The following is a 25,932-nucleotide window of genomic DNA, read 5'->3' as shown; positions in this document are numbered from 1 at the left end:
TGCGGGCGGAGCGTTCAGTCCGGCGGGTCGTCGGTGGTCTGCCCAAGGTTTTCCTTCAGCAGGATTTCCACCCGGATCGTCTCTTGCGAGGCCAACGGCTCGCGGTTGTCGCAGCGCGCGCGCAGAACGCGGATGGCGCTGCGGACAAGATGGCCGGGGTTCTGCGCGATCACCGCATCCAGTGCGCGGGTCATCAGCATGGCTTGGGTGTATTGCGTGCGTTCGTGGGCCAGCGTGACAAGGCTGGACAGATCCCGTTCGTTCCGGATCGCCTCCAACGAAAGGCGCGCCTCGGAGCTGAGGACATAGGCCGCGACGATATCGTCGTGGTTGCGGAAGGCGGTGCCGACGATGCGGCAGGCGCGGTCGGGATCGCCATAGGTTTCCAGCGTGGGCAGGGCGGTCAGGCCGGGGTAGTCGGCCGTGATGACGCTGTCGAATCCGTGCCGGCGTTCGACGCTGTCGCGGGTCATCATCGTGTCGGACACGACGAGGATCTTGCCCGTCCGGCCCCCGCAGAACTGGCCCACCAGCCGCCCCGCCGTCGCGCCTGCGGCGGCGTTGTCGACGCCCACGAAATCGATCGGCAGCTCGCCCGAATGGCCTGAAACCAGGGCCGTCACCTTCACCCCGCGTTCGTGCAGGCGCAGCATCGCGTCCCGCACCTGCGGCGAATCCGGGGCCATGAGCGCCACGCCATCCGTGTCCTCCCGCGTGATCCGGCCCAGCATCGCCGCGATCTGGTGGGGATCGGTATCGACGGCCCTGCGGCAGCGCACGAAGGTCGCCTCGGCCGCGAAGGCGGATTGTGCCTCATCGACCCGGTCCAGCAGCGTATCGAGGAACTGGTCGCCCTGTTTCGGCAGCAGGAATTCCAGCCGGTAGCTGCGCCCGCGGGCAAGGTTGGCGGCTGACAGGTTGCGTTCGAATCCGATCCGTTCGATTGCCTCGTTCACCGCCTCGACCGTGGTCTTGCGGACGCCCGGACGGCCGTTCAGAACCCGGTCGACGGTCGCCAGGCTGACGCCTGCGGCTTTGGCCAGATCCTTTGTTGTCGGTCGCATCCCGGCGTTCGAACCTCACGTTCCATGGGTGATGTCCGGTCATTTTCTCCTTGTTTGCCGGGCAATTGCAAGGCGAATGACGTACGTACCTCAAACTTTTGTTGCTATGAGGTACGTGCCTCAGTTAGCATTCTTTCAATACCGCGAGTCGCTTGAGGAGGCGACGACATTGCCTTGGGAGGAGAAACGTCATGAAGCGTAAACTGATTTTGTCCGTGGCTGCCGGCGCCCTGACTGCCGGATCTGCTATGGCCGAGGACCTGACCCTGTGCTGGGCGGCCTGGGACCCGGCCAACGCGCTGGTCGAGCTCAGCACCGAGTTTGAAGAGGAATCCGGCCACAACATGAGCTTCGAATTCGTGCCCTGGCCCAACTTCGCCGACCGCATGCTGAACGAGCTGAACTCGGGCGGGCAATTGTGCGACCTGATGATCGGCGACAGCCAGTGGATCGGCCTTGGCGCCGAGGCCGGGCATTACGTGAAGATGAACGACTTTTTCGATGCCAACGGCATCTCGATGGACGATTTCATCCCCGCGACCGTGACGGGCTATGCCGAATGGCCCAAGGGCACGCCGAACTACTGGGCGATGCCCGCGTTCGGTGACGTGGTGGGCTGGACCTACCGCAAGGACTGGTTCGAACGTCCCGAGCTTCAGGCCGAGTTCAAGGAAAGCTACGGTCGCGATCTGGCGCCGCCCGCGACGCTGGCGGAACTGAAGGACATCGCCGAATTCTTCCAGGGCCGCGAGATCGACGGCACCACGGTTTACGGCGCCGCGATCTATACCGAGCGGGGCTCGGAAGGGATCACGATGGGCGTGACGAACGCGCTTTATAACTACGGGTTCGATTACGGCACCGCTGACGAGCCCTACAAGATCGACGGCATCGTCAATTCGCCCGAAGCGGCGGCAGGGCTGGAGTTCTACAAGGAGCTTTACGATTGCTGCACGCCGCCGGGATCGTCGGACTGGTACATGTCGGAAAACATCGACGCGTACAAATCCGGGCAGGTGGCGATGCAGATGAACTTTGCCTTCATCTGGCCGGGCGTGGAAGCCGACCCGAACGTGGGCGGCGGCAAGTCGGGCTATTTCCCGAATCCGGCAGGCCCGGGCGGTCAGTTCGCGCAGCTGGGCGGGCAGGGCATTTCCGTCGTGAACTATTCCGACAACAAGGATGCGGCGCTTGAATACATCAAGTGGTTCTCGCAGCCCGAAGTGCAGAAGAAATGGTGGGAAGTCGGCGGCTACTCTGCGTTGAACGCCGTGGTCGAAGATCCGGGCTTTGCCTCCAGCCAGCCCTATGCGCAGACCTTCCTGGACAGCATGGCCATCGTGAAGGACTTCTGGGCCGAACCCGCCTATGCCGACTTGCTGATCGCCATGCAGGACCGGGTCCATGCCTACGTGATCGCGGGCGACGGCACCGCGCAGGAGGCCTTGGACAAGCTCGTCGAGGACTGGAACGAGGTCTTCGAGGACGAAGGCAAGATCTGATCGCGCGCAACGGCCGGCCCCGACCTCCTCTCGCGGGGCCGGCTTTCGGACGCCGTGGGGCGGCACCACCGCTTCCCGGCGCCCGAACTCAACGAACGGACCCTAATTCATGACGGACAGCACCGTGGATCGACTGGCCCAGGCCACGCCGCCGACCCTTGCACGCAAGGTGAAAGGCCTGTCGGACCGGGCCATTGCCTGGCTTTTCATCGCGCCCACGATCTTCCTGCTTCTGGCGGTGAACATCTTCCCGCTGATCTGGACGATCCGGCTGAGCTTCACCAACTACCGGGTGAACCGGCCCAACTCCGACGTGGACTGGGTGGGTACCCGCAATTACGAACGCATCCTGACCGACGAAGACACGTGGGAGAAGATGCAGGCCACCGCGCATTTCCTGATCTCGACCCTGGCGATCCAGGTCCTGATCGGTTTCGCGCTGGCCTACCTGATCAACAAGAAGTTCAAGGGCGATGCGCTGTGGACCACGATCATCGTCTTCCCGATGATGCTGTCGCCCGCCGTTGTCGGCAATTTCTGGACGTTCCTGTACCAGCCGCAGATCGGGCTCTTCAACACTGTTGTGGGCACGATCCTGGGCACCGATCCGGCCAGCTTTTCGATGATCGGCGACGTGCATCTGGCGCCTTGGGCCATCGTCATCGTCGACACGTGGATGTGGACGCCCTTCGTCATGCTGATCTGCCTTGCGGGCCTGCGCTCCATCCCTGAATCGATCTACGAGGCCGCCGAATGCGACCGTGCCTCGGGCTGGCGGCAGTTCTGGACGATCACCATACCGATGGTGCTGCCCTTCCTGATGCTCGCCGTCCTGTTCCGCGGCATCGAGAACTTCAAGATGTTCGACCTTGTCGTCCAGCTGACGGGCGGCGGTCCCGGAAACACCACGACGCTCACCTCGATCGACCTGAAGCGCGAGGCGTTCGAACGCTGGCGCACCGGCTATGCCTCGGCCTACGCGATCATCCTGTTCGTGACGGTCTTCGGGCTGGCCTCGATCTACGTGAAGGCGCTGAACAAGGTGAAAGAACGATGAGCTATTCAATCACCGACCCATCGCCGCGCACGAAGTGGTTCGCCGGGACGCTCGTGATCCTCTACGCGCTGATCACGCTGATGCCGCTTCTGTGGATCATCACCACAGGCTTCAAATCCCAGAGCGAGGCGATTGCCTATCCGCCCTCCGTCCTGTTCGAACCGACGCTGGAAGGCTATGTGAACCTCTTCACCACGCAGACCCGCGTGTCCGAGGCCGACCTGGCCGCCAACCCGCCAGAAACCTTCGCGGAAGAGATCGCGGCCAGCAAGGGGATGATCATCGTCGGCCCGTCGCGCTTCGGGGAGCGATTCCTGAATTCGGTCATCATCGGTTTCGGATCGACCTTCCTGTCGGTGGTCCTGGGCACGCTCGCGGCCTATGCGTTTTCCCGCTACAGGGTGCCGCTGAAGGACGACCTGATGTTCTTCATCCTGTCCACCCGGATGATGCCGCCCATCGCCGTTGCGATCCCCATCTTCCTGATGTTCCGCACGCTGGGTTTATCCGACACGCATCTGGGCATGATCCTGCTTTACACGGCGGTGAACCTGTCCCTGTCGGTTTGGCTGCTGAAAGGGTTCATCGACGAGATCCCCCGCGAATACGAGGAAGCGGCCCTGATCGACGGCTACACGCGGTTTCAGGCCTTCTACAAGGTGGTGCTGCCGCAGGCGGCCACGGGGATCGCCTCGACCGCGATTTTCTGCCTGATCTTCTCGTGGAACGAATACGCCTTCGCGGTGCTGCTGACATCGGGCAACGCCCAGACGGCGCCGCCCTTCATCCCCACGATCATCGGTGTGGGCGGGCAGGACTGGCCCGCCGTCGCCGCCGGGGCCACGATCTTCCTTGTCCCCGTCATGGTCTTCACGATCCTGCTGCGCAAGCACCTGCTGCGGGGCATCACATTCGGAGCCGTCCGCAAATGACCCAGTTCCTCCAAGGCCTTCTACGCCTCCGCCGCGGCCCGTGGGAGATGGTGGCAAGCATCCTCATCGGCCTGGGCGTGGTGATGCTGATGCAGCCCGTGCTGATGATCGCCTTCACCTATTCCTTCATCGTCACGCTGACGGGAACGGTCATGTTCCTCATCGTCAGCCATTTCCCGGAGTAAGCCATGGCCCAGATCCGGATCGAGAACCTCCGCAAGGACTTCGGCAGTTTCACCGCCGTACAGTCCTCGTCCTTCACCATCGAGGACGGAGAGTTCTTCATGCTGCTTGGACCGTCGGGCTGCGGCAAGACGACGACATTGCGCATGATGGCGGGGCTGGAGCTGCCGACATCGGGCCACATCTACCTTGACGGGGACGACGTCGCCGACCGCCCAGCGCGGCAACGTGACATTGCCTTCGTGTTCCAGATGTACGCGCTGTACCCGCACATGAACGTGCGCCGGAACATCTCGTACCCGCTCATCAGCCAGGGCATGTCGCGCGGCGACGTGCGCCGGAAAGTGGACGAGGTGGCGGGCATCCTGGGGATCGAGGATATCCTGTCCAAGCCTGTCGGCGGCCTGTCGGGCGGCGACCGTCAGCGCGTGGCCCTTGGCCGGGCCATCGTGCGGGACCCGAAGGCGTTCTTCATGGACGAACCGCTGGGCGCGCTGGATGCGGAGTTCCGGGAGCGGATGGCCGAGGAGCTGCGTGCCCTGCACGACCGCATGGGCGCCACGACCGTCTACGTGACCCATGACCAGCTGGAAGCCATGCAGATGGGCGACAAGATCGTGGTGATGAACCACGGTGTGGTCGAACAGTTCGGCGTCCCGCAGGACATCTACGACTGGCCCGCGACGATGTTCGTGGCGAACTTCATCGGCTCCCCGCCCATGAACCTGCTGGAGTTCCACGGGATGGCCGGGCGCGGCACGGATCACGTGATGCTGGGCGATGCGAAGATCGCCGTGCCCACGCTGCTGGACGGCGCGCAGGGCGATCTTGCGCTGGGCGTCCGGCCGGAACATGTGCATCTGGACGATGATGGCAGCTACCGTGGCCGGGTAACTGCCACGGAATACCTTGGCACGACGCAGATCGTCACGCTGTCGACGGCCCATGGCGACGTGAAAGCGCGGATCGCGTCCGACAAAAAGGTCGAGATCGGAGAGGTCGTGGGCCTGCGTTTCAATCCGTCCACCGTATCGGTCTTCGACCGCTCCACAAGCCGCGCGATCCTGAGCGACGGCAACAAGGGAGTGCTGGCCCATGGCTGAGATCACGCTTTCCGGCATCACCAAGGATTACGGCTCTGCCCGCGCCCTGGACAACGTCACCATGACCGTGCCCGATGGCAGTTTCGTCGTTCTGCTGGGCCCCACCGGCGCGGGGAAAACAACGCTCTTGCGCATGGTCTCGGGCCTCGACCAGCCGACATCGGGCGAAATCCTGATCGGCGGCGCCCCGGTCACCGCCCGCACACCTGCGGAAAGGAACGTGGCGATGGTGTTCCAGCAATACTCGCTTTACCCGCACCTGACGGTACGCGAGAACCTGGCCTTCCCGCTGAAATCCCCGCTGCTGCGCACACCGAAGGACGAGATCACCCGCAAGGTCCAGCTTGTGGCCGATGCGCTTCAGATCGCCCACAAGCTCGACAACAAGGCCACGGCCCTGTCGGGGGGCGAGATGCAGCGAGTCTCCATCGGCCGGGCCTTGGTGCGCGAACCTGCGGCCTTCCTGATGGATGAACCGCTGTCGTCTCTGGATGCCAAGCTGCGGTCGGATCTTCGGGTCGAACTGAAATCGATCCAGTCCAACCGTGGGGCCACATTCCTGTATGTCACGCATGACCAGATCGAGGCGATGACGATGGCCACCCATGTCGGCGTTCTGGATCACGGGCGGCTGGTGCAGTTCGGCACCCCGCGCCAGATCTACGAAGATCCGGTCAGCGTCTATGCCGCCAGCCGCCTTGGCCAGCCGCGGATCAACATCCTGCCGGCGGACCTGTTCGCAGGCGCGCCTTGGGACGCGAAGCACATCGGCCTGCGCCCGGAACAGATCCGGCAGGGCGAGGGCGAGGAGAGCATTGTCACCCGCATCGAACGCCTGGGCGACCAGACGCGGCTGCATCTGTCCTACCGCGATCACGACATCATCACCGTCACCGATCCTCACACCGACCTGTCCCATGGCGACGTGCTGAAGATCCGCCCCGAAAACCCGTTCTACTTCGACGCCACCGGCGCGCGGACCCATTGAAGGAGGAGACCATGTCTCAATTCGTCAATCGCAGGGAAGACATCGTGTCAGAGGCCGTCGACGGGCTTGTCGCGGCCTCGGGCGGAAAACTCGCCCGCTTGGATGGCTACCCCCACATTCGGGTCGTCGTTCGTGCCGACTGGGACAAGTCCAAGGTTGCGCTGGTCTCGGGCGGCGGATCGGGGCACGAGCCGTCGCATGCCGGGTTCGTTGGTCCGGGAATGCTGACGGCGGCCGTGTGCGGGGACGTCTTCGCGTCTCCGTCCGTCGATGCGGTGCTGGCGGGGATCCTGGCCGTCACCGGCCCGGCGGGCTGTCTGTTGATCGTGAAAAACTATACTGGCGACCGGCTGAACTTCGGGCTGGCCGCGGAACGTGCGCGGGCCTTCGGGATCAAGGTGTCGATGGTCATCGTGGGCGATGACATCGCCTTGCCCGACCTGCCGCAGGCGCGCGGCGTGGCGGGGACGTTGTTCGTTCACAAGATCGCCGGCGCGCTCGCTGAAAACGGCGCCGATCTGGACGCCGTCACCACGGCGGCCGAGCGGATCGTTGCGGGCACCAAGTCCATCGGCATGTCGCTCGATACCTGCACCGTGCCCGGCACGGCGAAAGAAGGCCGCATCCCCGAAGGCAAGGCAGAACTGGGCCTTGGTATCCATGGCGAGGCCGGGATCGAGCAGGTCGATTACACGGACGCCCATTCCGCGATGGAGATGGTCGCAGGCCGTCTGGCCGCCGAGATGGAGCCGGGAAAACGCTATGTCGGCCTTTTGAACAATCTCGGCGGCGCATCGGTGCTGGAAATGCAGGTACTGGCGCATGAAGTCCGCCAGTCCGCGATTGCCGATCAGGTCGAATTCCTGGTGGGACCGGCAGCGATGATGACCTCGCTCGAGATGCGCGGGTTCTCCATGTCGGTTTTCCCGGCCACCGCCGACGACCTTATGGCGCTGCAGGCCGCGACGCCCCTGGCCGCGTGGCCTGGCATGAACCGGTTGAGCGCCGTGACCGTGCAGGACCTGCCCGACGGGTTGCGGCCGATTCAGCCGATCCCGTCGAAACATCCCGCAACGGCGGCCTTCATCACGCAATGCTGCGAGGTGCTGATCGGGCTGGAGGACCACCTGAACCAGCTCGACGCACGCGCGGGCGATGGCGACACCGGCACGACGCTGGCCACTGCCGCGCGTGCTCTGATCGCCGCGATGGACAGGCTGCCCCTGGCCGATCACACGCAGCTTTACCGCGCCATCGGGCTGGAGCTGAGCCAGACGATGGGCGGGTCCTCGGGCGTGCTGCTGGCGATCTTCTTCGCGGCGGCAGGGGACGCGGCATCGAGCGGGCAGACGATGGTCGACGCGCTGAAAGCCGGGCTGGCGCGGATGCAGGAGATCGGCGGCGCCGAGCTGGGCGACCGTACGATGGTCGACGCGCTTCAACCCGCCCTGTCGGTGCTGGATCGTGGCTGGGCCGAGGCGGCGACCGCCGCGCGGGATGGCGCGGACCGGACGGCAGAAATGGACTCGGCCCGAGCAGGCCGCTCGGCCTATCTCAGCGCGCAGCAGCTGCACGGCCATGTCGATCCAGGGGCCGAGGCGGTAGCGCAGTTGTTCGAGCATCTGGCCAGCATGGACCAGAGCCGCGCCTTCGCCTCGCAGTAATGACCCACGGCCCGACCCGGCGGGCCGGATCAGCCCTTGCCGGTGAAGTCCGGTTTCCGTTTCTCAAGGAACGCGCTCAATCCTTCGGCGGCTTCGGCCCCGAAGCGGGCACGGTTGATGCCGCTGGCCTCCAACGCGAGGTGCGTCGCCAGATCGTTGGTCGGTGCGGCAGCGATTTCCGACTTGATGATCGCCATCGAGCCGGCAGGCCCTGCCGCCAGTTTCGCGGCCATGGTCGTGGCGGTGGAGAGCGTCTCTCCGACCGGTGTCACGGCGTTTACCACGCCCAGAGCGTGCAGGCGTTCGGCTTCGACCGGGTTGCCGGTCAGGCACATCTCGGTCACCAGCTGGCGGGGCAGGGCGGCGGACAGGAAATGGGTCACGCCGCCATCGGGGGCGAGGCCGATCTTGACGTAGGCCACCACGAATTTCGCCCCTTCGGCCGCCACGATCATGTCGCAGGCCAGCGCCAGCGACATGCCGGCGCCCGCCGCGCCGCCTTCGACGGCGGCGATGACCGGCGTGGGGCAGGAACGGATCGCAATGATCATCGCGTTCAGGGCGTCGGTGTTGCCCGTGACCTCGGCCATGGTGCTTTGCGCGCTGGCCTTCAAAGCGTTGATGTTGCCGCCGGAGCTGAAGAACCCGTGCCGGCCCGTCAGCACGATGGCGCGGATCTCCGGGTTTTCACCGGCCATGATGATGGCCGATTGCAGTTCCTTGTAGACGGGCGCGCTGATCGAGTTGCGTGTCTTGGGACCGTCGAGCGCGATGGTCAGCACGGCGCTGTCCAGTTCGGTGACGACGTCCGTGGCGGGTGAGGTCTGGGTGGTCATGCGGGATGCTCCTTTGCCGGTGGCCCCGGTCCGTCTATGGTCGGACCAAGGGCGGACCTTGGCCGCGTCGCTGCCCAAACTACACCTATTGCGAGGGGAATGGCGACCGGCATGTCCGTGTTCCGTCCGGACAGGGGGCGCGCGTGGCCAAGGCGTTCATGTCGGTCAGGGGAATCCGTAGGGTGTGTGCTTTGCACGCACCGCTACCTGCGGGCGGTAATGGTGCGTGGAGACCACGCACCCTACGGCGGCTGTCCGGTCAGGTTTTGGGCGCGTGCGGCGCCCGCGCCATGACCGGGGGAAACGACATTCCCATGCTCAGACCGAAACGCTGCCCTGCAACACGTCGCGGCCAAGCTCTTCCTTGCGGCCGCTCAGCTTCACCGATCCGCGTTCGACGACGTAGAAGACATCCCCCAATTCGTAGGCGAATTCGAAGTATTGTTCGACCAGCACAATCGCCATTTCGCCCTTTTCCCGCAGAAGCGATATGACACGCCCAATCTGCTGGATGATGTTGGGCTGGATGCCTTCGGTGGGCTCGTCGAGAAGCAACAGCTTCGGCTTGGTGATCAGCGCGCGGGCGATTGCCAGCTGCTGCTGTTGCCCGCCGGACAGGTCTCCACCGCGGCGATGCAGGAAGTCCTTCAGGATCGGGAACAGCTCGTAGATCTCGTCCGGGATGTGGCGTTCGCTGCGGGGGAGGCAGGCAAAGGCCGTCTCCATGTTCTCGCGCACGGTGAGCAACGGGAAGATGTCCCGGCCCTGCGGCACGTATCCCACGCCCTTCTTGGCCAGCACGTGGGCGGGAACCTTGCCCAGATCCTCGCCATCCAGCCGGTAGGTGCCGGACGACCGCTGATGCGTGCCCGACAACGCCTTCAACAGGCTCGTCTTGCCGACACCGTTGGTGCCCATGACGCAGGTCACCTCGCCCACGCGGGCGGTCAGGTCGATCCCGTTCAGGATCTGGCTGCCGCCGTAATGCAGGGTCAGCCCGCTCGTTTCCAGAAGATCAGCGCCCAAGGTAGACCTCGATGACTTTCTCGTTCCTCGTGACGTGGTCCAGCGAGCCTTCCGCCAGGACCGAGCCTTCGTGCAGAACGGTGACTTTGCAATTCAGCCGCCGGACGAACTCCATGTCGTGTTCGACAACGACAACGGCGCGGGTCTTGGCGGCTTCGACCAGCAGATCGGTGGTGTGTTCGCGTTCGGCCAGCGTCATGCCCGCGGCGGGTTCATCGACCAGCAGCAGGCGCGGCTCCTGCGCCAGCAACATGCCGATCTCCAGCCATTGCTTCTGACCGTGGCTCAGTTCGCCGGATTTGCGGTGAAGCGATGTGGCCAACCCGATTTCACCCGCCAGCGTCGCGACACGGTCGCGGTCGTCGCGGCTGGCGCGGAAGGACAGGACCTTGAACGGATTGCGGTCCTTTTTCAGCGCCATCATCAGGTTGTCTTCGACCGACTGGTCTTCGAACACGGTCGGGCGCTGGAACTTGCGGCCGACGCCTGCCTGCGCGATCCGGCTTTCGGACATGGAGAGGAGGGATATCCCTTTCTCCCCCCACAACACCGTGCCTTCGTCGGGCCGGGTCTTGCCGGTGACGATGTCCATGAAGGTTGTCTTGCCGGCGCCGTTGGGGCCGATCACGGCGCGAAGCTCACCTTCCGCGATGGAGAAGGACAGGTTGTTGATCGCCTTGAACCCGTCGAAGGAGACGGAGACACCGTTGACCTCAAGCAGTTCGCTCATTTCTCGGCCTCCCGTTCCTGCAGGGATCCCATATCGGGGCCCAGATCGGCGCCGTGGCGGTCGGGCGACCGGCGTTCGGTGATTAGGTCGACCAGCCCGCCCAGGCCTTTCGGTGCAAAGAGCGTCACCAGCACGAAGGACAGGCCCAGAAGCACCGTCCACCAGTCGACCCATTGCAGGCGGAACGATCCGATCACGATGTCGGGCGCCTGCCCGCCGGTGAACCAGGTGGACAGAAGCGACACGAAGGCCGCGCCGACGACGGCACCGTACAGCCGCCCGCGTCCGCCGATGGCGACCCAGACGGCAAGGTAGATCGACGCGATGGGCGCGATTTCGGCCGGGTTGATGATACCGGCCTGCGGGTAATAGAGCGCGCCTGCAATGGCCGCGATGATCGCGGTCAGGGTGAAGACCAGCAGCTTGAACGCCTCGACCGGGTAACCAAGGAACCGCACGCGGGCCTCGTCATCCCGGATCGCGCGGATCACCGATCCGAACTTGCCCGACACGACCCACGCGCAGAAGACATAGCCCAGCCCAAGCGCCAGCGCCGAACCCCACAGGAACCACATCGACACCGCGTCCTGAGAAACGCTGTCGAGCCCCGGCAGGTTCTGCAGCCCCGACAGGCCGTTGTTGCCGCGCAGGCCGCTGTCGTTCTGGAACAGGTACAGCGACAGCGCCAGCGTCATCGCCTGGGTCAGGATTGACAGGTAGACGCCCGTCACCCGGCTGCGGAAGGCGAGCCAGCCGAAGACCAGCGCAAGGATGCCCGGCACGATCACCACGGCGGCCAGTTGCAGCGGCAGCGAATGGGCGAAGCCCCAGATCGGCGGGAAATCGGACGCTCCGACGACGCCGAAGATCTGGCTGGCGATGCCATCCGATATTTCTTCCGGCGTGGGGGGCAGGGGGGCGTTCGACAGGCTTTCGACCACGATCATCTCGGTCCGGGCGTACATCAGCCACATGCCGATGGCGTAGCCGCCCAGACCGAAGAACGCCATGTGCCCCAGCGAAAGGATCCCGCAATAGCCCCAGACAAGGTCCATCGCGAGCGCCACAAGGCACAGGCACAGCGTCTTGCCCAGCGTCTTGATGAAGCTGGTGGACAGCACGCCGATGCCGAAGCCTTCGGACAGCACGGTGACGCCCACGGTGAAGATCGCGAGGCACGCCAGGAAGATCAGCACCGACGGGTGGCGCATCACGAAGGCGCCGCGGGGAGAGGAGGGAGCTGCGATATCGGTCATGTCACGCCTCCGCCGCGCGGCCCTTGAGGGCGATGATGCCCCGTGGCCGGAACTGGATGAACAGGATGATGAAGAGGATCATGTAGGTCTGCGCGGCCAGCGTGTTCGATGGCGTCATCCATTCGATGCCTTTCTGGACCGATCCGACAAGGACAGCCCCCACCAGCGTGCCCCAGATATTGCCTACGCCGCCGACCACCACGGTCATGAAGCTTTGGACGATGTAATCCTGCCCCATCTCCGATGTGACCTTGGCATAAAGCCCGATGGCCACCCCGGCGATCCCGGCAATGCCGGAGCCGAGCCCGAAGGTCAGCATGTTGATCTTGTCGGGGTTGATCCCCATCGACGCCGCCATCCGCGGGTTCTGCGTCACGGCGCGCACTTCAAGCCCGAGCCGGGTGCGGTTCATCACGAAGAGGAACAGCGCCAGGAACAGCAATGCCAGCACAAGGATCGCGATCCGGATATAGCTGATCGACACGATATCGTTGATCACCAGCGATCCGTTCAGCCAGTCGGGCGCCGTCAGGGGACGGGCCTGCGTGCCGAAGATGTTCTTGGCGATCTGCTGCAGCGCGATGGAGATCCCGAAGGTTGCCAGCAGCGTCTCAAGCGGACGGTGGTAGAGCCAGCGGATCACCAGCCGCTCCATCGCGACCCCTGCCGCGAAGGTTACAGCGAAGGCCAGGGGCAGCGCCACGACGATCGACAGCGTGTAGTTCGGGATGAACAGCTGCACGACGTAGCCCGTGTAGGCACCGATCATGATGAACTCGCCATGGGCCATGTTGATCACGCGCATCACGCCGAAGGTGATGGCAAGCCCGATGGCGGCCAGGAAATAGATCGAGCCCAGCGACAGCGCGTCCATCACTAGGTCGATGAAGCGGGCGACGCCCACCGTGATTTCGGTCGTGGCGAGCGCGTCCTGCGCGGCCTGCGCCACGGCGGGCGAGGCGCCGATGAACCGTTCGAAGAAGAAATGCGCGGCCAGCGCGCGATCCACGTCGGCCTCGGTCGCCAGCTGCTCCACCGTTCCGGCGCGGGCGAGTTCGGCATAGGCCAGGTCGCGCGCGGCTTCGGTGTTCAGGTCGGCCACCTGTATTCCGGCGACGGAGCCATTCTCGACATTGGCGATCAGCGCGTTGCGGCGGTCGCTGGCGGTGATGGCAGGCGGGGTCAGGCCTTCCTCGACCAGCAGGTTGTAGGCCTGCGCGCGCGGCAGCGCATCGGTGCCGGGGGTCAGGGTGCGGGCGATGTCGGCGCCCGAGGGTTCGGTTTCGGACACTTCCAACCGGGTCGCGACCAGAGGGTTCAGCGTGGCGCGCACATCCACGCCCAGATCGCCGGAGAAGCCTTCGATGGCCGCGATCCGGGCGGCGTCGTCTTCGGCGAACTGGATGGTCAGCAGCCGCTCCAGCCGTTCCTTCTTGGCCTTCACCCCGGCATCGGGTTCGTTGTCGATCGCGGCGCGGAGGGCGGTCAGGTGCGAAGGCTCGGCATCACGGGCAATGGCATCGAGCGCGGTCAGGCGGGTGGCGGCATCGGGAGCGTTCAGCTGGAACTGGACCAGCGCCGCGCCGATCATGCTGCGCACGCCAGAATTGGGGCGAAGCTGATCATACGGGTCGTCGGGCACCACCCCGATTTCGGATCCATCGGTGATGGCAAAGATCCGAAGCGTGTCGCGGTCGACCTCTTCCCCGAAGACGAAAAGACCCGTCTCCTCGTTCAGGTAAAGCTCCTTGTTCTGCCAGCGTTCCAGCAGCATCTGCGCGGCGGGCAGCCCGCTGGCGGCGAGCGCGTCGATGGCAGGCCCGATGGTCCGGCGCGAGCTTTCGGCGATCAGCGCGCCGTTTTCCTGCATGATCTGCTGGATCGGCGCGTCCGCGTTCTGCGCATGGGCAGGGAGGGAAAGACAGATGGCCAGGGTGGCCAGAAAGAAACGGGCAAGAATTCGCATGTGCACCCTCAAGTGAAATCCGGGAGCGATTGCCGCTCCCGGACAGGTTTCGGTGTCACATCAGTAGTTGGACTTGATCTGCACGCAGGACTTGGTCTCGGTGTTGTACATACCGCAGCCCAGTTCCTTCCAGTCGCTGGTCAGAACCGCCGATTCCGGCAGGAAGTCGGTCCAAGCGTCGCCGGGCACTTCTTCGGTCTGGGACAGGATGTCGAACTGGCCGTCCTCGGTGATCTCGCCGATCAGCACCGGCTTGGCCAGGTGGTGGTTCGGCAGCATCGTGGCGGTCCCGCCCGTCAGGTTCGGGGCTTCCTGGCCGTACATCGCGTCCCGCACGGCATCGACATCGGTGGTGCCGGCGTCTTCGACGGCGTTCTTCCACATGTTGAACCCGATGTAATGCGCCTCCATCGGGTCGTTCGTCACCCGCTTGTCATCGCCGATGAACTCTTTCCAGTCCGCGATGAACTCTTCGTTCTCAGGGGTGTCGGCCGACATGAAGTAGTTCCACGCGGCCAGGTGACCGACGAGGTTCGACGTGTCGAGGCCCGAAAGCTCCTCTTCGCCGACCGAGAACGCGACGACCGGAATGTCATCCGCAGAAACGCCCTGTGCCGCCAGCTCCTTGTAGAAGCCCACGTTCGCGTCGCCGTTGATCGTCGAGATCACGCCGACCTGCTTGCCGTCCGCACCCAGGGCCACCACGTCCGACACGATCTTGGACCAGTCGGAATGACCGAAGGGGGTGTAGTTCACGAAGATGTCCTCTTCGGGAATGCCCTTCGAAATCAGGTAGCTTTCCAGGATGTTGTTCGTGGTGCGCGGGTACACGTAATCAGTGCCCAGCAGCGCGAACTTCTCGACGCCCAGTTCTTCCAGGAAGTAGTCCGTGGCCGGGATCGCCTGCTGGTTCGGGGCGGCGCCGGTGTAGAACACGTTCTTCGACGATTCCTCGCCCTCGTACTGGACGGGGTAGAACAGCAGGCCGTTCAGTTCTTCGATCACCGGCAGGACCGATTTCCGCGAGACGGAGGTCCAGTTGCCGAAGATCACGTCGACATCGTGTACGGTCAGCAACTCGCGCGCCTTTTCGGCAAACAGCGGCCAGTCGGAGGCGGGGTCGACGACCACGGCTTCCAGTTCGCAGCCCAGAACGCCCCCGGCTTCGTTCTGCTTCTTCACCAGCATTTCCATGGTGTCTTTAAGCGTCGTTTCCGAAATGGCCATCGTCCCGGAAAGCGAGTGCAGTACACCGACCTTGATCGGGCACTCCGCGTCCTGGGCCAGGGCCGGCAGCCCGGCAGCCATCAGCGCGGCGGCCGCGGAGGTCGTGAAAAGTGTTTTCAGCATCGCAATTCTATCCCTCAATTCTCCCGCGCAGGACCATTGCGGCCACGGTGCCTTGCACCGTAACAAGCCCTTGCGCATGCGTTGCGTAGTGCGGTGGTGCGATGCTTGCAGGCGAGCATCACCGCACGCTTCAGACCGGCGTAACCCCGCCGGCTGCTCTTGGATGCACAACATTCGAGCCTTCGTGGAATGGACTCTCAGCACGGCGCGCCATGTTTCGGCAGTGGCGGCGCAATTTTCATCAGCAAGCGGATGGATGCCCAAGACTTGTGCGGGTCCGCGTTGGGCAAGCTGCGAGCACCCGCAGCAACGCACCGCCGAACAGACAGGTTGTCGATGCATTGCCTGTACAATTTAGGGGAGTTCTATGCGGATTTCGCCATATGTCAGCGCGTTGCCGCGAAAGGGGCTCGAATCGATGCGATCGGAGATAAGCGGCGACTGACCATCGGAAGGTCATGGAGCGGGTAACGGGAATCGAACCCGTAACTTAAGCTTGGGAAGCTCGCGTGATACCTTTTCACCATACCCGCGCCGTGGCGTGAGCGATTACGGCAAGGCCCGTCAGCCGTCAAGCAGATCAGGCATCGGGTGCCAGAATTTCGCGCAAGGGCGCCATGTCTCCGCCCCGCATACGGCCCTCCCGCATCACGAAAAGCCCGCGCACCTCGTGCCCGCGCACGACGGGCCTGTCGCCGACGAACCCGTTGTAGGCCAGCCGTAGGGATTTCGCACCCCAGGCGTCGAACCGAAGCTCCAGCCGCATCAGGTCGTTCTCTCCCGCGGGGGCGGTGAAGCCTGCGCCGGCGTCCATCAGCCCGATGCCCATGGCGCCCAGCCTCTCGCAAAGCGCCCGGTGCCCGCCTGCGCGTTGGGCCAAGAGGGCGTGAAAGCAGCGGTCGAACCAGCGGAAATAGTTCGGGTAGAAGACGATCCCCGCCGGATCGCAATCGCCGAAACTGATCGGTACCTCGATCTGGAAATCCGGCTGGGTCGTGGTCATGGCGGGCGCTCCCGTGTCGGTGTCCGATGTGGCGCGATCTGTGCCCGCGCTGGCCGAAAAAGTCACCGCGTAGGGCGGGTTTGACTCGATTATGGGCGGATGCAACAGTCCGGTCCAGATCCGCAAAGGTTGCGTCTTGCGCCGTCCGGAACGCCCTTCACGATAGTGCATGAGGCGGCCCGTTGCAGGGCGACACAAAGGGGAGCGACAGAGACCCGGTTTCGACCCGTGACAGGGCTTCGCGCCGTTTGACACAAATCTGCCACGCTGTGTAGAAGCTATTGTGTCATGCGAAACGGATCCACCCAGAAGATCCAGACATAAATAATCAACAACGCATGAGAGGGAGAACACATGAAATATCTTGCACAAGCTGCCGTCGCGGCCACGCTGGCCGGGTCCATGGGCCTGCAACCGGCGCTGGCAGACACCGCCAAGATCGGGTTCGTCACAACGCTGACCACCCCCGCCGCGGTGATCGGCAACGACATGAAGAACGCCGCCGAACTGGCCAGGGAACACCTGGGCGGCAAGGCCGGCGACACGGATCTGGAGATCATCTTCGCCGATGACGGCTTCGCACCCGAAACCGGCAAGCAGGCCACCGACAAGCTGGTGAAGCAGGACGATGTCGATTTCGTCACCGGCTTCATCTGGAGCCATGTCCTGCTGGCCTCGCGCAAGTCGGCGCTGGATGGCGGCAAGTTCCTGATCTCGGCCAATGCGGGGCCCAGCCAGATGGCCGGCAAGCTGTGTGACGAGAACTATTTTTCCACCTCGTGGCAGAACGACCAGACACCGATGGCCATGGGCGAGGTTCTGAACCAGCAGGGCGTGAAATCGCTTTATATCATGGCGCCCAACTATGCCGCGGGCAAGGACATGGTCGAAGGCGTGGAGCGGACCTACAAGGGCGAGATCAAGGGCAAGGACCTGACGAAGTGGGGCGCCGATGCGCAGCTTGATTTCTCGGCCGAACTGGCCAAGGCCGAAGCGTCGGGCGCCGAAGGGATCTTTGTTTTCTATCCCGGCGGGGCAGGCGCGGCCTTTGCCAAGCAGTACGATCAGGCGGGTCTGGCCGACAAGCTGCCGCTTTATTCGGTGTTCACGGTCGATGCGCTCAGCCTGCCCAAGCTGCAGGATGCGGGGCTTGGCGCCATCATGGGGTCGCGCACCACGCAGCAATGGGACCCGACGCTGGACAATGCCGCCAACAAGAAGTTCGTCGACGACTTCAAGGCCAAGTACGGCACCTATCCGTCGTTCTACGCCGCGCAATCCTATGACGCGATCATGCTGATCGCTTCGGCGATCGAGGCCGCGGGCGGCAACATGGACGACACGGACGCCCTGCGTGCCGGTCTGAAGGCCGCCGATTTCGACAGCGTTCGCGGAGATTTCAAATTCGGCAACAACAACATGCCGATCCAGGATTTCTACCTGCGCGAAGTGGTTGCCGATGACGATGGCAAGTGGACCACCAAGGTCGTCAGCACCGTCTTCGAAGACCATCAGGACAGCTATGCCGCCGAGTGCAAACTGAACTGATTTCGGTGATCTGAAACAGGGCCGGCCGGAGCTTTCCGGCCGGCTTTCTGCCGCCGGGCCGGTCATTTCAGAGCGGGACAGGAGACGCGCGTGGACGCATCGCTGCTCATCATCCAGACATTGAACGGCGTGCAGCTGGGGCTTTTGCTGTTCCTTGTCGCGTCGGGCCTGACGCTGGTCTTCGGCATTCTGGATTTCGTAAACCTTGCCCATGCGGCGCTTTACATGGTGGGCGCCTTCATCTGCGCCTCGCTGACCTATGCGCTTGGCAATTTCGTTCTGGCGGTGCTGCTGGCGCTGCCGCTGACGGCGGTTGTGGGACTTGTCGTCGAACGCACGGTGGCCCGGCCGCTTTATTCGCGCGGGCATCTGGACCAGGTGCTGGCGACCTTCGGCCTGATCCTTGTGTTCGAGACTCTGGCCCACATGATCTGGGGTCCGGCCGGCATGTCGGTGCCCTTGCCCGACAGCCTGAACGGCCAGACGACCCTTCCCGGCGGCATCCAGATCCCGACCTTCCGGCTGGTGATCATCGGTGCCGGGCTGGCGGCGGCAGGGGGGCTCTTCTGGCTGGTGAACTACACGCGGCTGGGCATGCTGATCCGGGCGGGTGCATCGAACCGGACGATGGTGTCGGCCCTGGGGATCAACATCCAGCTTCTGTTCTCGCTTGTCTTCGCCCTTGGGGCCGCGCTGGCGGGATTGGCCGGAATGCTGATCGCGCCGATTACCGAGGCGTCCATCGGCATGGGCCATTCGATCATCATCACAGCCTTCGTGGTGATCATCGTGGGCGGCATCGGATCGATGAAGGGCGCCTTTGTCGCCGCGATCCTGATCGGTCTGATCGACACGCTGGGGCGGTCCTTCATCGATGACCTCTTCAAGCTGGTGATGTCGTCCGAGGCGGCGGAGAACGCGGCGCCCGCCATTTCGGCGATGCTCATCTACATCATCATGGCCGCGGTGCTGGCCTTCCGCCCGCAGGGCCTTTTCCCTCCGAAGGTGCGCTGATGACACGACAGGACTGGATCGCCGTCATCATGCTGGCCCTGCTGGCGGTGCTGCCGCCCCTGTTCATCTGGACGGGGCAGTATTTCTGGATGGATCTCGCCACGCGGCTGGTGATCCTGGCCATCGCCGCCAGTTCGCTGAACCTTGTGCTGGGCTTCGGGGGCCTCGTGTCCTTCGGCCACGCCGCTTTCGTTGGCTTGGGGGCCTATGCCGTGGGCATCCCGGCCTATCACTGGCTGTACGGGGGCATGGACGCCATCGCCGTCACCAACGGGTTCACGCAGTTCGGGCTGGCCATCGGCGTCACCGCCTTCTTCGCGCTGATCACGGGGATGATCTGCCTGCGGACGCGCGGCGTCTACTTCATCATGATCACGATGGCCTTCGCGCAGATGATCTACTACGGCATCGTGTCGATCGAGGAATATGGCGGGGATGACGGGCTGGTCATCGACACGCGGTCGGAATTCCCGCTGATCGATCTGGACGATCCGCTGCAGCTGTACGGGCTGTGCTGGGTGTCGCTGCTGGTCGTTGTCCTGTTCGTGCGGATGATCGTGCGGTCGCGCTTCGGGATGGTCCTGCAGGGCGGCAAGGGCAATGAAGAACGGATGGCGACGCTGGGCTACAACGTCTACGCCTACCAGCTGGTGGCCTACGTGATCTCGGGCGCGATCTGCGGCTATGCCGGCGCGCTGCTGGGCAACTTCACCACGTTCATTAGCCCCGAGATGATGGACTGGACGCGGTCGGGCGAGCTGATGTTCATGGTCATCCTTGGCGGCGCCTCGACACTCGCGGGTCCGATCATCGGTGCCACGATGTTCATCGTGCTCGAGGAAGTGCTGTCCTCCTGGACCGTCTACTGGCATCTGCCCTTCGGTCTCTTCCTGATCCTTGTCGTCCTGTACATCCGCGGCGGGCTGACGGGGCTGCTGTCCGGCAAGAAGGGGGAGGGCGAATGACCCAGATCCTGCGCGTGGACGGCCTGAACAAGAGCTTCGGCGGCATCACGGCGACCGACAACCTGACGCTTGGCGTCGAAACGGGCGAACTGCACGCCATCATCGGCCCCAACGGCGCGGGCAAGACAACGCTGATCGGCCAGTTGTCGGGCCTGCAATTCCCGGACACGGGCCGCATTACCTACAAGGACCGCGACATCACCCGGCTGCCGGCCTACAGGCGCGCGCCCTTGGGCATCGCGCGGTCGTTCCAGATCACCTCGCTGGTGATGGAGATGAGCGTCATCGACAATGTCACCCTGGCGCTGCGGGCCAAGCAGGGCCATTCCTTCCGCTTCATTCGCGCCGTGCGCAAGGACAAGGCCCTGCGCGACGGCGCGCTAGCGCTACTGGACCGGGTCGGGTTGGCGGACAAGGCTGACAGGCCCACCGTCGCACTGTCCCATGGCGAACACCGGAAGATGGAGATCGCCATAGCTCTGGGCGCCAAGGCCGAACTGATGCTGCTGGACGAACCGATGGCCGGGCTGGGGGCCGAGGAATCGGTGCAGATGGTGGAGCTGTTGCGCTCCATCAAGGGCCGCCATTCGATCCTGCTGATCGAACACGACATGGACGCGGTCTTTGCGCTGGCCGACAGGATTTCCGTGCTGGTCTACGGCCACATCATCGCCACCGGCACACCGGACGAGATCCGCGCGAACGAGGCCGTGCAGCACGCCTACCTGGGTGAGGAATGACGATGCTGAAGGTCACCGGCCTCACCGCGCATTACGGCACGTCGCAGGCGCTCTTCGGCATGGATTTCAGCCTTGAGGCGGGGCAGGTCGGCACGCTTCTGGGCCGCAACGGCATGGGCAAGACCACAACGATCAACACGATCATGGGGATCGTGAAGGCGACCGGAGGCTCCATCGCCTTCGAGGGAGAAGAACTGGTGGGCCGCGACAGCTATCGCATCGCCAACCTCGGGCTGGGGCTGGTGCCCGAAGGAAGGCAGATTTTCCCGAACCTGTCGATGATGGAAAACCTAGTGGCTACCGCGTCGAACCATCTGGGGCTGGCCGATCCGTGGACGATCGACCGCGTCTTCACGCTGTTCCCGGAGCTTGAGGCGCGAACCGGGTCGATGGGCAACCTTCTGTCCGGGGGCGAACAGCAGATGCTGGCCATCGGCCGCGCGCTGATGACCAACCCGCGGCTTCTGATCCTTGACGAGGCGACCGAAGGGCTGGCGCCGCTGGTGCGCCAGAAGATCTGGGCGGCCCTGACGGAAATCCGCAAGCAGGGCATGTCGATCCTTGTGGTGGACAAGAATCTGTCGGACCTTCTGCGCATCGCCGACCGGCATTTCATCGTCCAGCGGGGGCAGGTGGAATGGGCGGGCACCGGCGTCCAGCTTCAGGCGGATGCCGAGGTGCGGCAGCGTTACCTGGGCTTCTGACGCCACAGGTGGGCCGGGCGCGTTGCAACGCCGCTTGAGCAATGGTTGGCGCGGGGCTAATCCGCGTGCGATGGACATTCGCTACAACACCCCGCTGACACCTGAAGAACAACTTGCCTTCGGTCTCCCCGAAGCGCAGCCGCTGGCCATTGCCGACAGGGTCCGCTTTGCCGAGCTCGACAATCAGAACCACGTGAACAACAAGGCCTACGTGGAATGGTTCGAAACGCTGCGTGTCGAATACAACACCCGGTTCCTGATGCCTGTCTGGGGCGAAGACAGGCCCCGCGGCGTTGTGCATTCCTTCTCGCTCAGGTTCCTGCAGGAGACGCTGCGCGGTGAAAGCTATGTCGCCACCTGCCGCATCGCGAAGTTCCGCACGTCGTCCTACACCTGCGACCAGCAGATCTGGGCGGGCGGTACATGCCGGGCGACGATGTCCTGCGTGATCGTGTTCCTTATGCGGGACGGCGCGGGCCGCTTCCCGATCCCGGCGAACATCGTTGAAGATTTCCGGTCGCGGGACAGGGCTGTCCAGGAAGGCTAGGGCCTGTCCTGCGCCAGCGATGCACTTTTCGGCCGTCAACGCATTGAGCTGTGCGCGGAACTCTGTTTCCGTTCACTCGGGGGGGTATCCATGAACCACACGACCGAAGACAACCGCAACGCCAGTGCCGACGCGATCGTCCGGTCCGGCGTCGAGACTGCGATGGCGTCGGCCACGTTTCCGGTGTGGAACATCTACGCCGCCGCCATTCTGGGTGTGCAGACGAGGATGACTTTCCAGCTGTGCGAGCTCTACGATACCGAGTTCCAGACAGAAACCGCGCGCCGACTGATCCGGGCGTTGCTCGAACATATTGCTCCCGAACTGGCTGCGAAGGATGATACCACCCCGTCGAAGCCTCCTCCGGACACCGGCAATGCAAGCGAGATCAAGATCCTTGCCGGTGCCGCGACCCACTCGGTCGGACACGTGTTCGCGGATCACCTTGCGCAGGGCGGGACCGTTCTCAACCTTGATCCGACGGCGGAGAAAGCGGCGCTCGAGGCGTTGTTCGACACGGGGAAGACCGTCGCGGAAGGGCTCGCGACGGACTAGAAATCCCGGCGCGCATGAACCTCTCCGAACGCCTCCTTATGTCCCGGACGACGGCTGGCTCGCGACAGTATCCTCCGGCGCTGCCTTGCCGACGCCCAGCTTCGATTTCACCGTCTCGCGCGACCATTGCATCACGGCGAACAGCCCCGGCACCACCAGCACACCAAGTGTGGCAGCGGCGAGCATGCCGCCGAAGACGGCGATCCCCAGCGCCTTCTGGCTGGCAGCACCCGCGCCCGATGCGATGACCAGCGGTACCACACCCAGAAGGAACGACAGCGCCGTCATCATCACCGCGCGGAACCGCTGGTGCGCGGCGATGGCGGCGGCTTCGGAAATGGTCTTGCCGGTGGCGCGCTCCTGCATCGCGAATTCCACGATCAGGATGCCGTTCTTCGACGCCATCCCCACAAGCATGATCATCCCGATCTGGGTATAGAGGTTGATGTCGCTCCCCGCGACAGCCACCGCGGCCACGGCCCCGAACAGCGCCACTAGCACCGACAGGATGATCGCCATCGGCATGGTCCAGCTTTCGTACTGGCCCACAAGGAACAGGTAGCCGAACAGGATCGCCAGCCCCAGAAGCGCTAGGATAGTGCCCGACGTGCCCTGCTGCTGCAGTGCCGCGCCGGTCCACTGGTAGGTGTAGCCGTCGGGCAGGGCGGTCTGGGCCACTTCCTCCATCACCCGGATCGCATCGCCCGTGGACAGCCCTTCGGCCTGCACCCCGGTGACCGAGGCCGACCGGAACTGGTTGTGCCGCGTCAGGGTCGACGGGCCCAGCACGTCCTTGACCTCGACCAGCGTGGACAGGCGCACCATGTCGCCGCCGGCGGAGCGGACATACAGGCTGTCGATATCCTCGATCTTGTCGCGATAGGCGCCTTCCGCCTGGATCATCACGCGGTAGACCCGGCCGAAGCGGTTGAAGTCGTTGACGTAGAACGAACCCAGGTAGCTTTGCAGCGTCAGGAACACGTCCGACACGGCCACGCCCAGCAGCTTGGCCTTCTCGCGGTCGAGATCCAGCTGGATCTGCGGCACGGCGGCCGAGAAGCTGGAATAGCTCTGCGCGATTTCGGACCGCTGGTTGGCGGCATAGACGAGCGACCCCACGGCCGCGGCCAGATCCTGCGGAGTGCCGCCATCTGTCTGCTGCACCTGCATCTCGACCCCGGAACTCAGACCCAGCCCCGGGATCGGCGGCGGGTTGAAGGCGACGATGCGGGCGGAAACCTCCTGCGCCGCGATGGCGTTGATCTGGTCGAGGATGCCTTGCGCGCTCAGCGCCTCGGTCTGCCGATCGTCCCATGGTTTAAGGTCGACGATCACCATGGCCGCGTTGGGCGCCTGTCCGTTCAGGAAGCTGTAGCCCGAGACCTGCACCGTGCTGCGCACGCCGTCGATGCCGGCCACGTCTTGGGCCACGCGGCGGGCGACGGCTTCGGTCCGGTCCAATGCCGCCGCATCGGGGAGCTGCATGTCGACGAAAAGGATGCCGTTGTCTTCCAGCGGGATGAACCCTGTCGACGTGCGGTCCAGCAGGAATGTTGTCGCTGCCGCCAGCCCGGCCACGGCAACAAGCGCCACGATGGAGACCCGCAGGATCGTTCGAACAATGCCCACGTAGACCGACCGCATCCCGCTGATGGCGCGCTCGAAGACGGCCAGAAGGCCCTTCGGTTCGCTCGACGGTTTCAGCACCAGTGCTGCCAGCGCGGGCGACAGGGTCAGCGCGTTGATGGACGAAATCACGACCGCGACCGAGATCGTGACCGCGAACTGGGAATAGAGCTTGCCCGCGATGCCGGGCATGAAGCCCACGGGCGCGAAGACGGCCAGCAATACCAGCGACGTGGCGATGATGGGCCCGGTGATCTGGCCCATCGCCTTGCGGGTGGCGGCCCGGGCATCCAGCCCTTCCTCGCGCATGATGCGTTCGACGTTTTCCACGACGATAATCGCGTCATCCACGACGATGCCGATGGCCAGCACCAGCGCGAACATGGAAATCGTGTTGAGCGACATGCCAAAAACCAGCAGGAAGGCCAGCGTGCCGATCAGCGACACGGGGATCGCTACCATGGGGATCAGCGTCGCGCGGGCATTGCCAAGGAAGACAAACACCACCGCCACGACCAGCGCGAACGTCATTCCCAGGGTCAGGATCACGTCGTTCATCGATTGCACGACGAAATCGGTCGCGTTCATCGGGATGACGTAATCGATATCGTCGGGGAAGTTCCCGGCCAGCCGTTCCAGTTCGGCGGTGGCCGCCTCGGCCACCGCCAGCGCATTGGCGCCGGGCGTCTGGTAAAGCGCCATCACGGTGGCCGGCTGGCCGTCGTAATGGCCCGAGGCCCCGTAGAAGCTGGCACCCAGTTCGACCCGGGCGATGTCCTTGACCTGCACGATGGCCCCGTTTTCTCCGGTGCGCACGATGATGTTGCCGAATTCCTCTGCCGTGGTCAGCCGCCCCTGCGCCTTGATCGTGTACTGGAAGGCCTGTCCTTCCGGGATCGGCGGCGCGCCGATCTGGCCAGCCGAGACTTCGATGTTCTGGTCCTGGATCGCGGCGATCACGTCCGATGGCACAAGGCCAAGCCCCGCCATCGTGTCGGGTTTCAGCCACATCCGCATGGCATAGTCCTGCTGCGTGAACAGCTGGACCTTGCCCACCCCGTCCACACGCGAGAGCGCATCGACGATGTTGATCGCGGCATAGTTCGACAGGAAGATCGCGTCGTAGGAATCCTTGGGCGACACCAGCCCCACGACCATCAGCATGTCGGTGGCGGCCAGTTCGGTCACCACGCCCGATTGGGTCACGTCGGATGGCAGCGACGGAGTGGCCTGCGCCACGCGGTTCTGCACGTTGACGGCGGCGATGTCGGGATCGGTCCCGATCTCGAACAGGACGGTCAGCGAATAAGACCCCGAATCCGACGAGGTCGATGTCATGTACATCATCCCGTCGACGCCGTTCACCTGCGCCTCGATCGGTGCCGCGACCGAGGTTTCGACCGTTTCGGCACTGGCCCCGGTGTAAGTTGCGGATACGTTCACGACCGGCGGCGTGATGTTGGGGAACTGGGCGACGGGCAGGGCGAAGTACCCGATGGCGCCCATGATCGTCAGCACCAGCGAGATGACCATCGCCAGCTTCGGGCGGTCGATGAAAAGGGCCGAGAACATC

At 64.1% G+C, this 25,932-nt stretch carries 23 protein-coding genes and 1 tRNA gene; 14 read left to right on the top strand and 10 right to left on the bottom strand.

The genetic code is table 11. The features are described 5' to 3' along the window. Nucleotides 1-14: 14 nt before the first annotated feature. Nucleotides 15-1,064 (bottom strand): LacI family DNA-binding transcriptional regulator, encoded by a 1,050-nt coding sequence (locus tag D4754_RS07055; protein WP_121062183.1) that lies wholly within the window; start codon nucleotides 1,062-1,064, stop codon nucleotides 15-17. Nucleotides 1,065-1,255: 191 nt separating this feature from the next. On the opposite strand from D4754_RS07055, the gene D4754_RS07050 reads away from it, so the two are divergent. The 7 genes from D4754_RS07050 to D4754_RS07020 all read left to right on the top strand — a co-directional run bounded on the left by D4754_RS07050 (nucleotide 1,256) and on the right by D4754_RS07020 (nucleotide 8,493). Then, a complete protein-coding gene (locus D4754_RS07050) occupies nucleotides 1,256-2,566 on the top strand; it encodes an ABC transporter substrate-binding protein (protein ID WP_121062182.1) in 1,311 nt (436 codons plus the stop codon). A 109-nt stretch (nucleotides 2,567-2,675) separates the two neighbouring features. Continuing rightward, nucleotides 2,676-3,623, top strand: coding sequence for a carbohydrate ABC transporter permease (locus tag D4754_RS07045; RefSeq protein ID WP_121062181.1), 948 nt, complete (start codon nucleotides 2,676-2,678; stop codon nucleotides 3,621-3,623). Next, nucleotides 3,620-4,555, top strand: coding sequence for a carbohydrate ABC transporter permease (locus tag D4754_RS07040; protein ID WP_121062180.1), 936 nt, complete (start codon nucleotides 3,620-3,622; stop codon nucleotides 4,553-4,555). Before D4754_RS07045 ends, D4754_RS07040 begins: the two co-directional genes overlap by 4 nt. Continuing rightward, nucleotides 4,552-4,740, top strand: a complete 189-nt coding sequence (locus tag D4754_RS07035) for a hypothetical protein (protein WP_121062179.1) — start codon at nucleotides 4,552-4,554, stop codon at nucleotides 4,738-4,740. Before D4754_RS07040 ends, D4754_RS07035 begins: the two co-directional genes overlap by 4 nt. A gap of 3 nt (nucleotides 4,741-4,743) precedes the next feature. Further along, on the top strand, nucleotides 4,744-5,841 hold the full coding sequence (locus D4754_RS07030) for an ABC transporter ATP-binding protein (protein ID WP_121062178.1): 1,098 nt from the start codon (nucleotides 4,744-4,746) through the stop codon (nucleotides 5,839-5,841). Continuing rightward, entirely contained in the window at nucleotides 5,834-6,829 is a 996-nt protein-coding gene (locus tag D4754_RS07025; protein ID WP_121062177.1) for an ABC transporter ATP-binding protein, read from the top strand. Before D4754_RS07030 ends, D4754_RS07025 begins: the two co-directional genes overlap by 8 nt. An 11-nt stretch (nucleotides 6,830-6,840) precedes the next feature. Next, nucleotides 6,841-8,493, top strand: a complete 1,653-nt coding sequence (locus tag D4754_RS07020; protein WP_121062176.1) for a dihydroxyacetone kinase subunit DhaK — start codon at nucleotides 6,841-6,843, stop codon at nucleotides 8,491-8,493. A gap of 29 nt (nucleotides 8,494-8,522) precedes the next feature. Here the strand turns inward: D4754_RS07020 and D4754_RS07015 are convergent, their stop codons facing one another. The 8 genes from D4754_RS07015 to D4754_RS06980 form a co-directional block, all read right to left on the bottom strand. Continuing rightward, nucleotides 8,523-9,329 carry an oxepin-CoA hydrolase, alternative type gene (locus tag D4754_RS07015; RefSeq protein ID WP_121062175.1) on the bottom strand — a complete coding sequence of 269 codons (807 nt, stop codon included), beginning with the start codon at nucleotides 9,327-9,329 and terminating at the stop codon, nucleotides 8,523-8,525. Between the two features lie 318 nt (nucleotides 9,330-9,647). Continuing rightward, nucleotides 9,648-10,355: an urea ABC transporter ATP-binding subunit UrtE gene (gene urtE / locus D4754_RS07010; RefSeq protein ID WP_121062174.1), complete on the bottom strand. Its 708-nt coding sequence runs from the start codon at nucleotides 10,353-10,355 to the stop codon at nucleotides 9,648-9,650. Further along, nucleotides 10,345-11,085: an urea ABC transporter ATP-binding protein UrtD gene (urtD, locus tag D4754_RS07005; RefSeq protein WP_121062173.1), complete on the bottom strand. Its 741-nt coding sequence runs from the start codon at nucleotides 11,083-11,085 to the stop codon at nucleotides 10,345-10,347. Before urtD ends, urtE begins: the two co-directional genes overlap by 11 nt. Next, on the bottom strand, nucleotides 11,082-12,341 hold the full coding sequence (gene urtC / locus D4754_RS07000; RefSeq protein WP_121062172.1) for an urea ABC transporter permease subunit UrtC: 1,260 nt from the start codon (nucleotides 12,339-12,341) through the stop codon (nucleotides 11,082-11,084). Before urtC ends, urtD begins: the two co-directional genes overlap by 4 nt. A 1-nt stretch (nucleotide 12,342) precedes the next feature. After that, entirely contained in the window at nucleotides 12,343-14,307 is a 1,965-nt protein-coding gene (gene urtB, locus D4754_RS06995) for an urea ABC transporter permease subunit UrtB (RefSeq protein WP_121062171.1), read from the bottom strand. A 60-nt stretch (nucleotides 14,308-14,367) separates the two neighbouring features. After that, the gene (gene urtA, locus D4754_RS06990; protein WP_121062170.1) at nucleotides 14,368-15,657 is read right to left on the bottom strand and encodes an urea ABC transporter substrate-binding protein; all 1,290 of its coding nucleotides are present in this window, start codon (nucleotides 15,655-15,657) and stop codon (nucleotides 14,368-14,370) included. A gap of 459 nt (nucleotides 15,658-16,116) precedes the next feature. Further along, nucleotides 16,117-16,190 (bottom strand) — tRNA-Gly (locus tag D4754_RS06985). 47 nt (nucleotides 16,191-16,237) lie between these two features. Beyond that, complete coding sequence (locus D4754_RS06980) at nucleotides 16,238-16,660, bottom strand: acyl-CoA thioesterase (RefSeq protein ID WP_163025807.1); 423 nt, start codon at nucleotides 16,658-16,660, stop codon at nucleotides 16,238-16,240. 354 nt (nucleotides 16,661-17,014) lie between these two features. Here D4754_RS06980 and D4754_RS06975 point away from each other — a divergent pair, with 354 nt between their 5' ends. The 7 genes from D4754_RS06975 (at nucleotide 17,015) to D4754_RS06945 (ending at nucleotide 22,733) form a co-directional block, all read left to right on the top strand. Further along, nucleotides 17,015-18,208, top strand: coding sequence for an ABC transporter substrate-binding protein (locus tag D4754_RS06975; RefSeq protein WP_240453781.1), 1,194 nt, complete (start codon nucleotides 17,015-17,017; stop codon nucleotides 18,206-18,208). A 90-nt stretch (nucleotides 18,209-18,298) separates the two neighbouring features. Further along, entirely contained in the window at nucleotides 18,299-19,222 is a 924-nt protein-coding gene (locus D4754_RS06970) for a branched-chain amino acid ABC transporter permease (protein ID WP_121062168.1), read from the top strand. Then, nucleotides 19,222-20,187 carry a branched-chain amino acid ABC transporter permease gene (locus D4754_RS06965; RefSeq protein ID WP_121062167.1) on the top strand — a complete coding sequence of 322 codons (966 nt, stop codon included), beginning with the start codon at nucleotides 19,222-19,224 and terminating at the stop codon, nucleotides 20,185-20,187. The genes D4754_RS06970 and D4754_RS06965 overlap by 1 nt, the downstream gene beginning before the upstream one ends. Next, a complete protein-coding gene (locus tag D4754_RS06960) occupies nucleotides 20,184-20,927 on the top strand; it encodes an ABC transporter ATP-binding protein (RefSeq protein ID WP_121062166.1) in 744 nt (247 codons plus the stop codon). Before D4754_RS06965 ends, D4754_RS06960 begins: the two co-directional genes overlap by 4 nt. Then, complete coding sequence (locus tag D4754_RS06955; protein ID WP_338031142.1) at nucleotides 20,924-21,631, top strand: ABC transporter ATP-binding protein; 708 nt, start codon at nucleotides 20,924-20,926, stop codon at nucleotides 21,629-21,631. The genes D4754_RS06960 and D4754_RS06955 overlap by 4 nt, the downstream gene beginning before the upstream one ends. A 70-nt stretch (nucleotides 21,632-21,701) precedes the next feature. Continuing rightward, entirely contained in the window at nucleotides 21,702-22,178 is a 477-nt protein-coding gene (locus D4754_RS06950) for an acyl-CoA thioesterase (RefSeq protein WP_163025806.1), read from the top strand. A 90-nt stretch (nucleotides 22,179-22,268) separates the two neighbouring features. Next, entirely contained in the window at nucleotides 22,269-22,733 is a 465-nt protein-coding gene (locus D4754_RS06945) for a DUF697 domain-containing protein (protein ID WP_121062163.1), read from the top strand. Between the two features lie 36 nt (nucleotides 22,734-22,769). Here D4754_RS06945 and D4754_RS06940 read toward each other — a convergent pair whose 3' ends face one another. Then, nucleotides 22,770-25,931, bottom strand: a complete 3,162-nt coding sequence (locus D4754_RS06940) for an efflux RND transporter permease subunit (protein WP_121062162.1) — start codon at nucleotides 25,929-25,931, stop codon at nucleotides 22,770-22,772. Nucleotide 25,932 lies beyond the last annotated feature (1 nt).

The sequence above is a fragment of the Chachezhania antarctica genome (assembly GCF_003646465.1).
In the GTDB taxonomy this organism is placed as follows: Bacteria; Pseudomonadota; Alphaproteobacteria; order Rhodobacterales; family Rhodobacteraceae; genus Chachezhania; species Chachezhania antarctica.
Note: the sequence above shows the minus strand (reverse complement) of the source record. Positions and strands in the feature narration are given on the sequence as shown.